We start from the raw sequence: 15326 nt of genomic DNA, 5'->3' as shown, positions 1-15326 counted from the left end.
GGGTGGGGAGAAAGGCGATGAGATCCACCAAGCTCACGGCGACGTTCCTTGATCTGTTCAAGGCGGGGGTCGCGGCATCCATCTTGCTGACGGCAGGCGAGGCATGTTTCGCGCAAGCGGTCGTCAATCTCACGGCGAAGGCGTCCACGGCGTTGATGCCGGACGGACAGTCCGTGCCGATGTGGGGCTACAGCTGCACGCCGGCCGGCGTCGCGGCGGCGCCAGCCGTGAATGCCACCTGCGCGGCCGCGAACACGACCGCCGGCGCGAACTGGTCGCCGGTGGTGGTCACCGTGCCGGCGGGGCAACTGCAGATCAACCTGACGAACAACCTGCCGGCGCCCGTGCCGACCTCGCTCGTAATCGTCGGGCAGTTGGGCGGCGGTCTCGGCGACAAACCGACGACCACGCCGAGCCCGGTCCATCCGACGCAGACCGCCACGACCTGGCCGATCGTCACCGCGACTTCGACCGCGCCGATGGCGTCGTTCGTGCCGCCCGCGCAAGGGCCGCGCGTCGAGTCGTTCGGGACCGAGGTGCCGGCGTCGACCGATCCGAAATCGCACACCACGCTCACGTGGCCGAACCTGAAGCCCGGCACCTATCTGCTGGAGTCGGGCACTCACCCGTCGATCCAGGGGCCGATGGGCCTGTACGGCGTGCTGGTCGTGAAGAGCCCGGCCGTTGCCAGCTCGACGTGCGCGTCGACGAAGCTGGCGTATCCGAATTCGGCGTCCTGCTATGACGCCGACGTGCCGCTCGTGATGAGCGAGATCGATCCGGTGCAGAACGCGGCGGTCGCCGCGGCCGTCGCGACCAAGGGCTTCAGCGAAACTGCCGCGTGGTCGGGGCAGCCGGGCGGGTGCGGCGACTCGAAGTCGATCACGTTCGGCACCTGCTATCCGCCGGTGGTGAACTACGATCCGCGCTATTACCTGATCAACGGCGTGGCCTTCGATCGCACCAACCCGAACGCGTCGTCGTTCCCGCCGAGCGCGAACGTGCCGGCGTCGACCGGGCAGGTGCTGGTGCGCCTGGTGAACGCCGGCCTGCGCATGCACGTTCCGGCCGTGGTCGGCGCGCAAACCGGCAATCCGGCCGTGCCCGGGTTCGCGCTGGTCGCCGAGGACGGCAACGTGCTACCTGGCACGCAGCGCATCCAGAACTCGGTGTTCATGGCTGCAGGCAAGACCTACGACGTGATGGTGAACGCGCCGGCTGCCGGGGCGATGCCCGTGTACGACCGCGAGCTGAGCCTGTCGACCAACAATCTGCGTGACGGCGGGATGCAGGCCTACATTGCGGTCAACAACGCGCAGCCGTCCGCGACCGCCGGTATCGGCGAAACGCCGACCGCCACGGGCGCGAACTACTACTTCGTGCCGGGCACGACACTCGCCGTGTCGGATCCGGCCAAGGGCGTGATCGCGAACGACTCCGGCGTCTACGGCGTGAAGGTCCAGACGCCGCCCGCCAGCGGCACGCTGAAGCTGAACACGGACGGTACCTTCACGTACCTGTCGAGCAGCGCGACGAACGACAGCTTCGTCTACCAGTCGACGAACGGCACGCCGCCGGTGACGGCGAAGGTGACGTTGACCGCGTGCACCACGAGCAACAAGTGCCTGTCGATCCCCACGGCGGGCAATGCGAGCTTCTCGAGCAACATCGCGTCGCAGGTTCAGATCGGCGCACCCGGCGTGCTCGCCAGCGCGAGCGATCCGGCCGGGCTGCCGCTCACCGCGCAGATCGTCGCGTCGAGCGCGACGAACGGCACCGTGACGCTGAACCCGGACGGCTCGTTTACCGCGATGCCGACGACGCCGCCGATGGCCGGCGCGTCCGCGCAGACGATGACGTTCCAGTACAAGGTCACCAACACGCAGAACCAGACGAGCGCGAACGCGGGGACCGTGACGGTCACGTTCAATCCCGGCAGCGGGCTGGTCGTGAACGTGATGGATGCGCCCAGCATGGCGCCGGACGCGGTCGCACCGAACAAGATGGTCAAGCTCACCGACTATCGCTGGATCATCGAGGAAGACCGCACGATGCAGATCGATCCGGCTTGCCAGGTGAACTCGGCGACGTCGCGGCCGGCGAACTGCCCGCCGCTGCCGGTGCCGAGTCTCGGCACGAACTTCCATACGAGCTACATGCCGGTGGTGGCGGCCGGCTGTGTCGGCACCGTCGCGTGCGAATCCGGGCAGACCGTGTACGACCCGGTGTCCAACACGCACCTGCCGACCGTGTGCGACGTCGGCAACGGCGCGTGCCGCACCGGCACCAACGTTTCGCAGCAGACGCCGGTCGATCCGAAATACGTGGCGCTCGATCCGACCAAGCATTACTACATCTCGATCCTGCCGGGCGACGCGGGCAACACGTTCGTGAATGGCGGCGGCGTGCCGCCCGCCAACACCACGCGGCAATTCAGCATCGCGCTCGACTGCCCGTCGGGCCCGAGCGGCGCGGATTTCGCGCCGGGCACCGGCAAGTGCGGCCACAGCATGGGCGGCGCGCCGATTTCGCCTGCGCAGATCGCGGCCGCGAAGGCCGGGCAGACCGCGGCGGGCCAAGCCGGACAGCTCAACGTGCTGCTGACGGAAACCCCGTACCAGACCGCGAAGCTGTCGGTGTTCGTGTTCGAGGACGATGCGCCGCTGAACGGCGAAGTGGATGTCAGCGGCGGGACCGACGGTTTCGGCACCGCACGCGAGCCGGGCCTCGGCGGCTTCGAGATCAAGCTCTGGGACGACGCCGGCGGCACCGGCGACCCGACCGGGCAGATGACCTACGACATGTTCAACATGCCGCTGTCGAATTCGCTGCAGGGCACCGTCGATCCGCTCACCGGGCTCAATGCATGCCCGATCACGCCGGCGACCGACGGCCTGGTCGGCATGATCCCGACCTGCCCGAAATACGAATCGGACGGCAAGACGCTGTCGCCGCTGGTCGGCCAGGCCGTCATCGCGAACCTGATGCCCGGACGCTACGGCGTGATCGCGACGCCGGCGGCCGACCGGATCGGCCGCGGCGAGGAATGGCTGCAGACCAACACGCTCGACGGCCAGAAGGCGCATGACGCGTTCATCAAGGTCGGCGGGCCCGCGTACTTCCAGGAGTTCGGGCCGGCCGGCTATCACGTGTCGATCGGCTTCGCGAATCCGAAGACGATCAACGCGCGGCGCACCAACGCGGCCAAGACGGGGCTGTGCGACACCGGCGCGTGCCCGAACACGCTCACGGGCCGCGTGACGAACCTGCACTACAGCCGTCCGCCGAACGAGAATCTGTACAGCAGCGGGTCGCACGATTCGCTGGCGTTCTCGCAATGCTACGTGAGCGTCGGCGATCCGGACGGCGAGGATTACGGCTTCACGAAGTGCGACAGCCAGGGCAAGTTCACGATCAGTGGCCTGCCGAGCGGCACGACGCGCATCACGGTCTTCGATCAATGGAACGACCAGATCGTCGACGGGTTGGCGAAGGCGGTCCAACTGCCTGCGGCCAACGGGAGCACGACGGTCGACGTCGGCGATCTCGCCGTGCTGCAGTGGCAGACGAACCTCTATACGCGGACCTTCATCGACCTGCACGGCGACGGCATCTCGCACCCGGACGATCCCGGCATCGCGCTGGCGTCGACCAACCTGCGGTTCCGCGACGGCAGCTTCTCGAGCTTCAATAACACGGACGGCAATGGCTACGCGCCGTTCAACGAAGTGTTCCCGTTGTTCAACTGGTACGTGGTGGACGACGACCAGACGCGCTACAAGTCGAGCGGCACACACGTCGTGTACGACGCGGGCGGTCCGGTCGACAGCACCGGCGTGCCCGGCAGCGGCAACTCGACGATCGCCGGGAATTTCGCGAACACGGTCGAAACCTTGCCCGTGCCGCCGAACCTGCGGGTGCCGGGCGCGCGCTACTGCGCGGACGCGGATTGCACGTCGACCGGCAGCGGCTCGACGGGCCGGGTCGATCCGCCGTGGGTGAACTCGGAGGCATGGCAGGGTTTCTCCGGGCAGAACTCGTTCATCGAGTTCGGCAAGACGCCGTTCGCGAAGGGCGAGAACGGCGGGATTCGCGGCGAGGTGATCTATGCGTCGACGCGGCCGTTCGACGATCCGACGCTGCTGATCCACACGAAGTGGACGCCCAACGTGCCGAACGTCACGGTGAACCTGTATCAGGAGGGCACGGCCACGGACGGCACGACCAACCTGACGCTGGTGGACACGACCAAGACGGCGAGCTGGGACGACTGGGCGCAGGGCTTCCGCACGGACGGCGTGACGCCGAACATGAACTGCCCGGGCCAGGATCCGAACGACCCGTTCTACTTCACGCTGAAGAACAGCACCAACTGGCTCGATCCGCAGCATCGGCAACTGCCGGCGAACGCGCAGTTCAAGTGCTACGACGGCATGCACGTGTTCAACCAGATCCAGCCGGCGCCGTATGACGGGATGTACAAGTTCCCGAGCGTGACGGCGACGGACGCGAACGGCAAGCCGGTCGCGTCGAACTGCACGATCTGCGTCGGCAAGAACCCCGTCGACGGCACGCCGATGCTGCCGGCCGGCAAGTACGTGGTCGAGATCATCGTGCCGCCGGGCTATGAACTGGTGAAGGAGGAAGACAAGAACATCCTGATCGGCGACAACTTCATCGCACCGGTGACGCAGCAGTTCGCCGGGATCGGCGCGATCTTCATCCTGCCCGACCAGGCCGCGGTGAACTCGACGTACAACCAGAACAACGCGCAGAACCCGACCACGAACCTCGGTTCGACGCCGCATGCCGAAGGCGACACTGGCAGCGTCGAGCGGTTCTGGCCGTGCGTCGGCGAGCTGCGTATCGTGCCGGACTACATCAGCCTGTTCCCGGGCTCGAAGGAAGTCGCACCGTTCGCGGGCGCGTCCCGGCATCTGTGCGATCGCAAGGAGGTGATGCTGACCGACGAGGAATCGGTGCTCGCGAAGTTCTGGATCTTCAGCTCGACGCACGTTGCGGCGCACTACACGGGTTTCATGCTCGACGACTTCTCGTCGGAGTTCGACCCGTATTCGCCGCAGTTCGGCGAAAAGTTCGCGGTGCCGAACGTGCCGATCTCGTTCAAGGATTTCTCCGGCAACGAAACCTCGCGTACCTATTCGGACCAGTGGGGCATCTACAACGGGCTGACCTTCTCGACCTGGGAAGTGAACCCGCCGAACCCGACCGGCTATGCGCCGACGATGATGGTCACGTGCATGAACGACCCGGGCCCGATCCCCGATCCGAATCATCCGGGCAAGATGATGACCGATCCGCTGTACAACCCGGCCTACAGCCAGTTCTGTTACGAGATTCCGTTCATGCCCGGGCAGACGCAATACATGGATACGCCGGTGGTGCCGGTGCAGGCGTTCGCCGACGGATACAACCAGCCCGACTGCGCGTATCCGGATGCGACGCCGGCGATCTCGAGCGTGACCGGCGATGCGATCGGCGCGGGCGCGGGCCCGTGGGTCAGTGCGCCCGGCAAGACGCTGACGATCAAGGCGCTGGGCGACCAACAGGTGGTGAACCACGCGTATACAGGACCGAGCCAGACCACGGCGCCGTTCAACCAGAAGTTCATCACGCGCCATTACGGATTCGGCAACACGCAGGGCACCGGTACGGTCACGATCGCGGGCGTCAAGGCACCGGTCGTGTCGTGGAGCGACACGCAGATCGTCGTCACCGTGCCCGACCTGAGCATTCCGGTGCTGCCGGGGCTGACGGCGCCGTCGACCTGCACGATCCAGCAGATGGGCGCGCCGGCGACGCAGTGCGGCGAGCTCGTGGTCACGGCCGGCAACGGCAAGCGCTCGATCGACGCGATCACGGTGACGGTCGGCGGCAAGACGCCGACCTACGTAGGCGGCGAGAACGGCGCGAGCAACGCGCTGCAGACCGCGATCGATCATGCGAGCGCGGGCGACATGATCGTCGTCGGCCCGGGCACGTACAACGAGATGCTGGTGATGTGGAAGCCGGTGCGGCTGCAAGGCGTCGGCGCCGGGTCGGTGACGGTCAACGCGAACACGCATCCGTCCGGCAAGCTCGATCCGTGGCGCAGGCTGATCTCGTGCCTGTTCGGCACGTCGCTGGACGGCGGGATGATTTCGGCCGCATACGACCCGACGAAGCCGATCTCGCCGACCAACAACCCGTACGATCCGTCAGGCACCTATCAGTGCTCGACGCAGATGCAAGGGCACGCGGATCCGATCCCGTTCGAGCCGACCGTCGGCTGGGACAGTACGCTGAACGGCAACCTGGGCGAGCTGCTGATGGAGCCGTCGCTGCTGGGCGCGTATGAAGGCGCGGGTATCACGGTGCTGGGCAAGGGGGTGAAGCCGAGCACAAACTGCACCGCGAACGGTGTCTGCACGCTGCTGACGCGGCACGACTGCACGACGGATCCGAACGACCCGAACTACAGCAACTTCCTGTGCAACCCGTCGCGCATCGACGGGATCACGGTCACCAACAGCTCGCAGGGCGGCGGCGGGATCTTCCTGCACGGCTGGAACCATTACACGGAGGTCTCGAACAACCGGGTGACCGGCAATGCCGGCACGCTGTCGGGCGGCATCACGGTCGGCCAGGTGGAAGTGCCCGACGGCACCATCGCCGCGGACGGCGTGACGCAGCTGCCGTTCATGTACAACACGTTCGTCAACGTTCATCACAACGCGGTGACGGGGAACGCGTCGTACGGCGACGAGATCAACTCGACCACGCCGTCGTCGGCAGGTGGCGTGACGCTCTGCTCGGGCGCCGACTACTACAAGTTCAACTACAACTGGGTGTGCGGCAACATCAGCAGCGGTGACGGCGGCGGCGTCGCGCACTTCGGGTTCAGCTACAACGGCGACCTGTCGCACAACGTGGTGCTGTTCAACCAGAGCAACAACCCGACGTTGCCGACGTACGGCGGCGGCATCATCGCGCAGGGCGTGCCGCCCGACGGCACGTTCTGCGAGAACAGCCTCGTCGACGTCGATTGCGCGCCGCAGCTGTCCGACGGCATCGGCCCGGATCTGGTGATCGACGGCAACCTGATCATGGGCAATACCGCGGAAAGCGGCAAGGGCGGCGGCCTGCGGCTGCAGAGCGTCAACGGCACGGACGTGCAGCGCAACCTCGGCAACCCGAACAAGTGGTACAAGGTGCGCGTGATCAACAACATCATCGCGGACAACGTGGCCGGCTGGTCGGGCGGCGGCGTGTCGCTGCAGGATGCGGTGCGCGTGGACTTCATCAACAACACGGTGATCGCGAACGATGCGACGGCGTCGGCGGGCGTGCTGTTCAATACGCCGGCCGCGTCGCAGTCGAACGTGCCGCCGCCGGGATGCACGAGCAGCCCGAACAGCGCGGACTCGACCTGCACGAGTTTCATCGAGGCCTCGACGCAGCAGCCGGCCGGGCTGGAGACGACGTCCCATACGCAGAACCTGCTGGCAGCGTTCGTCCCGCCCGCGAATTTCAGGGGGAACGTCAGGTGTCCCGCGGATGAGCCGAACTGCACGAAGTTCTCGAACCCGGTGCTGACCAACAACCTGTTCTGGCAAAACCGCTCGTTCTACATCTCGGTGAGTTCGCAGCCGAACCCGAACATCCCCGGCGTGCAGAACGCGGTCACGTTGAACCCGGTCCTGAACCAGCAGGGGAAGTCGACAGGCTTTTGCGTGACGGGCGGCACGACCCCGCCGTTCTATTGGGACATCGGCGCGTGGGGCGACACCGGGCCGGCCAATCATCAATCCGGGCTGACGATGAATCCGCAGCATTCGATCATGACCAGCACGGCGGGCTACGCCACGACCAACATCGCGGCGGATCCGCAGACGGTGGGCCAGTACTGCAACGGGTCGCGGGTGCCGCCGGAAGCCGGCGGGAACGGCTTCGCCGTGCCGCCCGGGATCGCCGACGCGGTGCTGCCGAATCCGCTGTTCGGGCTGATGCCGACGGCCACGCCCGATGAAGGCAACCAGTGGATCAACATGTCGTATGGGCCGCTGTCGCTGTTCAACGAGGCGCTCACGCCGGGCAGTGCGGGTTACAACGTGATGATGGGCAACTACTCGATCAAGGGCACGTCGCCGGCGATCGGGGCGGCCACCGGGCGCGGCGCACCGAATCACGACATCTTCGGCACGCCGCGGCCGCAAGGCAACGGCTACGACATCGGCGCGGTCGAGTACGTGACGCCGGGCCTGCTGGGCGGCCTGCTCGGCGGCGGGCCGACCGATCCGCTGGCGTTGGGCGGGAACCAGCCGGCCGGCGTGGCGGGTTTGCTCGCCGGGCTGCCGGGCGCCGGCGGGATCCAGGGCCTGCTCAACGGCCTCCAGCCGCTGACGCAGATCCAGGCGCCGGCGTTGCGGCGGCCGCTGGCAGGCGCGCCGCGGCTCGCACCGGCGGCGCGGCCGCGGCCGGCCGGTGCGTTGACGCAGACTCCGGCGCTCGCGCGGCCGCCGTCGAACGTGCTGCTGCAGGCCCCGACCCAGACGCCGCCGCGCAATCGCACGCAGACGCAGACCCGTACCCAACCGGGTACCGCGCCGCGCCCGCCGGCGCCGATTCCGGCGCAGGCGGCACCCGCCACGCTCACCGGGGCGCTGCGGTGAAACGGGCCGCGTGGCGTACGGCAGCGGCGCTGCTGCTCGCGGGCGGCGCGTACGTTGCCGTGGTCCTGCCTCGGCCGGCCGCGGCCGGGCAGGACGCGCCGGCCGAGGCCGCGCACCGGCGCTCGCCGTACGTGCCGGTGAGCCTGCCGCGCGAGGCGAAGGCCTATTACCAGATGGGCAAGGGCATCGACGACCTGCACGTGCGCAGCACCGCGTCGGGCAACCTGATCCGCTTCAGCTACCGCGTGGTCGATCCGGACAAGGCGCGGCTGCTCGCCGACACGAAGTCGACCGTCTACCTGTACGGAGAAACGAGCCACGCGATGCTCGTGATTCCGGTGATGGACCAGATCGGCGCGCTGCGGCAGACCGGCCAACTGATCGCCGGCCAGGAGTACTGGATGGTGTTTTCCAACAAGGGAGGGCCGATCAAGCGCGGCGAACGGGTCAGCATCCTGATCGATTCGCTGCATATCGACGGGCTGGTGGTCGAGTAATCACATAAACGCGTGCCGTCGCGCATCGGCAACGGGCGGCCTGCATGCGGGGAGAGCAGTCATGAACCGGTTTCTTTTCAAGTCGATTTCGGTGGCGTGCGCCGCCGTCTTTCTGACTTTCGGCCAGGTCGCCTTCGCGGCCTCGGCGGCGGGGAATGCGCAGGCGGCATCGGCCGCACGCATGGACGCGGCGCAGATCGCCGCGCGCAATGCCGCGGCGCGCGGCGGCTTGCCGGCGTGGCGGGCGGTGTCGACGCTCAGGATGACGGGCCAGCTCGATGCGGGCGGCAAGAAGAACGTGAAGCTGCCGTTCACGCTGACGCTGAAGCGCCCGCGCAAGAGCCGGCTCGAGATCCAGTTCGAGCAGCAGACCGCGCTGCAGGTGTACGACGGCTCGCAGGGCTGGCTCGTGCGGCCGTACCTCGGCCGCAACGACGTCGAGCCGTATACGCCGGCGCAGCTCAAGTCGGCCGCGTCGTCCGCCGAGCTCGACGGCCCGCTGATCGACTACGCGAACAAGGGCACCACGATCGAGACGCTCGGCACCGAGCAGGTGGAAGGGCACCGCGCGTACGTGCTGAAGCTGACGATGAAGGACGGCGCGACGCGGCGCCTGTGGGTCGACGCGTCGAGCTTCCTCGAACTGAAGATCGACGGCGAACCGCGCGTACTGGACGGCAAGACGCACAGCGTCACCATCTTCTATCGCGATTACAGGAAGGAGAACGGGCTGGTCATGCCGCACACGCTCGAGACCGTCGTGAGCGGCGTCAAGCAGACGCACCGGATCACGATCGAGCACGTCGCGCTCAACGAGGCGGCCGACGACGCGTTGTTCGGCAAGCCGCCGCTCACCGTCGCCAGGGCGGCGGGTCACCCGACGGATAGCCGGACGAGGTGACGGCCATGGGACGGATCGGATCGTGGGTGCTCGCCGGCTGCGCGATGGCGGCCCTCTGCGCGTGCAGGCAACTGCCGGGACAGGGCCTGACCGCGGACCAGGTCGTCGAGAAGAATATCGCGGCGCGCGGCGGGCTCGACGCCTGGCGCAAGGTCGAGACGATGGTCTGGTCGGGCCATGTGGACAGCCCGAACGCACCGGTGCGCGACATGCCGTTCATCCTCGCGATGAAGCGGCCCAACAAGACGCGCTTCGAGCTCACCGTGCTCAACCAGAAGGCCGTGCGCGTGTTCGACGGCCGCGAAGGCTGGAAGCAGGGCGCGAGCGGTGGCGCGGGCCTGCGGCCGTATACGCCGGGCGAGTTGATGTCCGCGCGCGACGAGCAGGTGATCGACGGACCGCTGATCGACCATGACGCGAAGGGCATCGCCGTTACGCTGGACGGCGTCGAACCGCTCGGCGGCCACGACGCGTACCGCCTCGCGGTGAAGCTGCCGTCGGGCGCGGTGCGCCACGTGTGGATCGACGGCCGCACGTTCCTGGACGTGAAGACCGACCGCGTGGTGCGCGGGCCCGGCGGCCCGCTCACCGTGGAGGTGAACTACAGCAACTTCAAGCGCATCGACGGCCTGCAGATTCCGATGAAGATCGAGAGCGGAACGGCGGCGGCGCCGAGCAAGGACACGCTGATCATCGACAAGGTGTCGCTGAATCCGCCGCTCGACGACGCGATTTTCGCCCGGCCCGCTTCGCCGGGCGGACGCCGTCCAGTGGCAATCGATGCGAACGCGTCGCCGATACAGCCCGGCGTCGGCCGGCCGACGGTACGGCCATGAACGGCATCCGGGGGCGGCTGCGCGCCCTCGCGGGGGCGTGCCAGCCTGCGTCGCGCAGGCGGCTGGCGCGGTGGATGCTCCTGGTCGCGCTGGGCGCGAGCACAGGGCAGGCGATTGGCGAAGAGCCAGCGCCCGCTGCGCCGACCGCGGCCGCTGCACCATCTGCATCCGCCGAGCCGGCGGATGCGGGCGCGGGCGAGGCGATCTACCGGCGCGGCATCCTCGGTTCGGGCGCGCCGCTCGAAGCGGTGCATCAGGACGGCGTGCGTCTGCGCGGTGCCGCGGCGGCCTGCATCAATTGCCACCGGCGCAGCGGCCTCGGATCGAAGGAAGGCAACAATACGATCCCGCCGATCACGTGGCGCTACCTGGCGCATCCTCGCGCGCAAACCGGTGAGGATCTCGACATTCCGTATGTGCCCGACATGCGCACCGATCGCGAACCGTACACGGAAGAACGGCTCGCGCGGGCCGTGCGCGAAGGGATCGATTCGGAGGGCCGGCCGCTCGGCAGGCTGATGCCGCAGTACGCGCTCGACGATGCCGACATGGCCGCGCTGAGCAGCTATCTGAAACGCCTCGACCGGCGCAGGCTGCCGGGCGTAACGGACACGGTGCTGCATTTCGCGACGATCGTCACGCCGGACGCGGACCCGGTGAAGCGGGCCGGCATGCTCGACGTCCTGCAGCACTACTTCGCGGACAAGAACGCGTTTCCGTTCGGCGCGACGCCGCCGTTGCGCTCGACGCGAAAAATGATGTTCATGGTCAATCGGCGCTGGGAGTTGCATGTCTGGTCGCTCACCGGGCCGCCGGACACGTGGCATGCGCAGCTGAACGCGTATCTCGAGCGGCAGCCGGTGCTGGCCGTCGTGTCGGGGCTCGGCGGCAGGAACTGGGCGCCCGTTCACGACTTCTGCGAACAGGAGGCCGTGCCGTGCCTGTTTCCGAATGTCGAGGTGCCGGTCGAGACCGATCGCGATTTCTACTCCGTGTACTTTTCGCGCGGCGTACTGCTCGAGTCGGACCTGATCGCGAAGCGCATCCTGGACGAAGCCGGTGCGCGGCCGGTGAAGACGGTCAGGCAGGTCTATCGCGCGGGCGACAACGGCGAGCGGGGCGCACAGGCGCTGGCCGCCGCGCTGAAGGCGCACGGCATCGCGGTGTCGAATCGCGCGCTTGCGCCTCACGAGGGCGTCACGCATGCGTTGCACGGGATGCCGCGCGACGATGCGCTCGTACTGTGGCTGCGGCCACCCGACCTCGCGGCGCTCGAGCATGTGCCGCCCGCGGCGGACACGGTGTTCATGTCGGGGCTGCTCGGCGGGCTCGACAGCACGCCGCTGCCGACGAGCTGGCGCGGCGTGACACGCGTCGCCTATCCATTCGACCTGCCCGAAGGGCGGCGCGTGCGCGTCGACTACGCGTTCGGCTGGTTCACGATCCGGCACATTCCGATGGTCGCGCCGCAAGTGCAGGCGGACACGTATCTCGCGTGTGGCCTGCTCGCCGAGACGCTGAGCCACCTGGTCGATGCGTTCGTGCGCGAGTACCTCGTCGAGCGCATCGAGGACATGCTCGAACGTCGCATCCTGACCGGCTATTACCCGCGCCTGACACTCGCGCCCGGGCAGCGCTTCGCGTCGAAGGGCGGTTATATCGTGCGGTTCGCCGGGCCGGATCGCACGAAGCTTGCCGCAGACGGGCCCTGGATCGTCCCCTGAGCGGAGCGCGGGTCGAGATGGAGTAGGAATCAGGCCGCGTATGGAGGAAATCTCCCCATGCCGGTTTTCGCGGGTGCTTCGCACAATGGAGACATCGCGCGACGTTCCGGCGCAGCGCGGGCCATACGGCGTGAGGAGGGAAACCGCCATGACAACGCTTCCTGTCGGGCATGACACGCGTCATCGCCGGGTGCATCGCGGCTGGATGATCGTGATCGCGGCGCTCGCGATGCTGCAGGCGTCCGTCGGGCACGCGTTGCCGATCTTCGCGCGCCAGACCGGGCAGAGCTGCGTCGCCTGCCATGCCGGCGGGCAGTTTCCCGAACTGACGCCGTACGGGCGCATGTTCAAGCTGAATGGCTATACGTTGGGCGAACGTACGATTCCGCTCGCGGCGATGGCGATTGGCGACCTGAGCAAGACGCGAGCCAACAGCGACGCCAGCGGCAATCCGATCACGCCGAAGAACGGCCTGCCGATCTTCGACTTCGCGAGCGTGTTCCTCGCCGGGAAGATCACCGATCATCTCGGCGGCTTCGCGCAATTCACCTATACGAACTACGATCATCAGGATGCCAACGGAAAATGGAAAGGCTGGTGGGCGTCGGACAACACCGACTTCCGCTTCGTCGACCGGATCATGTCTCCGGCCAACGATCTGATCCTCGGCCTGACGCTCCACAACAACCCGACCGTGCAGGATGTATTCAATACCGCGCCGGCCTGGAGCTATCCGTACATCGGCTCGGCGATCAGCCCGGTGGCCGGCGTTCCGGTCACGCCGATCATCGAGGGCGGTCTCGCGATGCAGGTCGTCGGCATGGGCGGGTACCTGTACTGGAACAAGACGGTCTATGCGGAGCTGACCGCCTACAGCACCGCCGACGGCATCTGGTCGTTCCTGAGCAAGGGCAACCACGCGGGCAACCCGGACCACCCGCAGGTCTATCTGCGCGGCTACAACCCGTATGCGCGCATCGCGCTGACGCGCGAATGGGGGCCACACAGCCTGATGGTCGGCGCGTTCGGGCTGAGCGTCAACGTCTATCCGAACGACCCGAACAGTTTCCCGATCTTCGGCACGGGCGTGACGCGCTATCGCGACTACGGTTTCGACACGCAGTACCAGTACCTGCTCGAGCCGCACACGATCACCGCGCAGGCGCGCTACATACGCGAGAACATTCACGATCCGAACAATTTCGTCGTGAGCGACAACACGGCCGCGAACCTGAATTCGTTGCGGCTCAAGGCGTCGTACATCTACCAGTCGAAGTACGGCGTCAGCCTGTCGTTCTTCAATACGACGGGAACCGCGGACAGCACCGCCTATGCGGCGAGCGCGAACTTCCATCCGAATACCCAGGGATGGACGCCGGAAATATTCTGGATGCCGGATCAGCACGTTCGCGTCGGCATCCAGTACACGCATTTCACCAAGTTCCTCGGCGCGACGACCAACTACGACGGCAACGGGCGCAATGCAAGGGACAACGACACGCTGTTCATCTATCTATGGCTGGCTTCGTTCTGACATCCGGCGGGGCGACGGACATTGCGGCAGGGAGAGCGCTGACATGAACAAGGTGACCCATTTCGCTTGGCTTGCGCTGGTGCTGGCGGCATCGGGTTGTCACGACCTGGAGCGGTCTCGGGAAGTCGACAATCCGGCCGTGTCGGGCAAGACCATTGCATTGCAGGTGTGCTCGAACTGCCATGGCGCGACCGGCGTGTCGATATCGCCGATGTTTCCGAAGCTCGCCGGGCAACGCAAGGAATACCTCGTCGACCAGTTGACCGACTTCAAGCATCACGCGCGTGCCGATCCGAATGCGAAGCGCTACATGTGGGGCTTCACGCATCTGACCGATGCGCAGATCGACCAGCTCGCCGATTATTTCTCGAGCCAGCCGGCGGTGCTCGGCGCGGTCGGCGATCGCCTGCTGCTCGACGCGGGGAAGGCGATCTTCGTATCGGGACTGCCGGACAAGGGCGTGTCGGCCTGTGTCGGCTGTCATGGCCAGCATGGCGAGGGCATGACCGGGTTTCCCCGGCTCGCCGGCCAGCACGCGGACTACGTGCTGAAGCAGCTGAGGGTTTTCCGGGAAACCGACACGCGGCCACGCGGTGCGGTGATGAAGGGGGTGTGCGCGAACATGACCGAGCAGGAAATGCGCGCGGTCGCGGCCTATGTCGAGGCGTTTCCGCCGGAAGCCGACGCACCGGCGAGCCCGTCGGCCGCGCAATGAGCCGCCGGCGCCGAACCGGCGTCACATGCGGCAGGTGCCGCGGGGCGGGCAGACGAGCGGCGCCGGCGGCGATCGTTTAGGTGTCTCGTCTCCCCCGGGGCGGGGCGCCTCTTTTTATTTGCATCCGATGGTTCCATCCTGGTGACGCTCATGAAAGCCATTCAATCGTCCCGCGGCGGCATGATGTCCGTTGCCGCGTCACTGTATCGGCTGCCTCGACGACTTCGCGCGCCGGCCGCGGTTCGCGCGTGCGGGCCGGGCGACGACCGTCCGTTCCTCGCGCGCCTGTCGGTCATCGACTGGCTGTTCGCACTGGCACTCGTGGCGTGCGCGGGCCATGCGTTCGTGCATTACAACGAACACATGAATGACTACGACAAGGCGGTGATGATCGGCACCGTGCCGGCGCTCGTCGTGCTCGGCTGGCGCTGGAAGCCCGCGCGGCTG

7 protein-coding genes and 1 pseudogene are annotated in these 15326 nt (G+C 67.2%); all 8 read left to right on the top strand.

Annotated features, from left to right (window positions below; translation table 11 throughout):
- Positions 1–17: 17 nt before the first annotated feature.
- Complete coding sequence (locus DIE02_RS19935; protein WP_124521883.1) at positions 18–8672, top strand: choice-of-anchor Q domain-containing protein; 8655 nt, start codon at positions 18–20, stop codon at positions 8670–8672.
- A complete protein-coding gene (locus tag DIE02_RS19930; RefSeq protein WP_124521881.1) occupies positions 8669–9169 on the top strand; it encodes a hypothetical protein in 501 nt (166 codons plus the stop codon). The genes DIE02_RS19935 and DIE02_RS19930 overlap by 4 nt, the downstream gene beginning before the upstream one ends.
- 61 nt (positions 9170–9230) lie before the next feature.
- The gene (locus DIE02_RS19925; RefSeq protein ID WP_124521879.1) at positions 9231–10070 is read left to right on the top strand and encodes an outer membrane lipoprotein-sorting protein; all 840 of its coding nucleotides are present in this window, start codon (positions 9231–9233) and stop codon (positions 10068–10070) included.
- A gap of 5 nt (positions 10071–10075) precedes the next feature.
- Positions 10076–10906: a hypothetical protein gene (locus DIE02_RS19920; protein WP_124521877.1), complete on the top strand. Its 831-nt coding sequence runs from the start codon at positions 10076–10078 to the stop codon at positions 10904–10906.
- Between the two features lie 74 nt (positions 10907–10980).
- The gene (locus DIE02_RS19915) at positions 10981–12630 is read left to right on the top strand and encodes a c-type cytochrome (protein ID WP_409364199.1); all 1650 of its coding nucleotides are present in this window, start codon (positions 10981–10983) and stop codon (positions 12628–12630) included.
- Positions 12631–12778: 148 nt separating this feature from the next.
- Complete coding sequence (locus DIE02_RS19910; RefSeq protein WP_185641327.1) at positions 12779–14164, top strand: cytochrome C; 1386 nt, start codon at positions 12779–12781, stop codon at positions 14162–14164.
- A 43-nt stretch (positions 14165–14207) separates the two neighbouring features.
- Positions 14208–14879, top strand: a complete 672-nt coding sequence (locus DIE02_RS19905; protein WP_124521873.1) for a cytochrome c — start codon at positions 14208–14210, stop codon at positions 14877–14879.
- Positions 14880–15062: 183 nt separating this feature from the next.
- Positions 15063–15326, top strand: a pseudogene (locus DIE02_RS19900) (c-type cytochrome biogenesis protein CcsB); the annotation flags it as partial.

This window comes from Burkholderia sp. Bp8991 (assembly GCF_003853795.1).
Taxonomy (GTDB): domain Bacteria; phylum Pseudomonadota; class Gammaproteobacteria; order Burkholderiales; family Burkholderiaceae; genus Burkholderia.
This window is presented reverse-complemented; position numbering and strand designations above follow the sequence as displayed.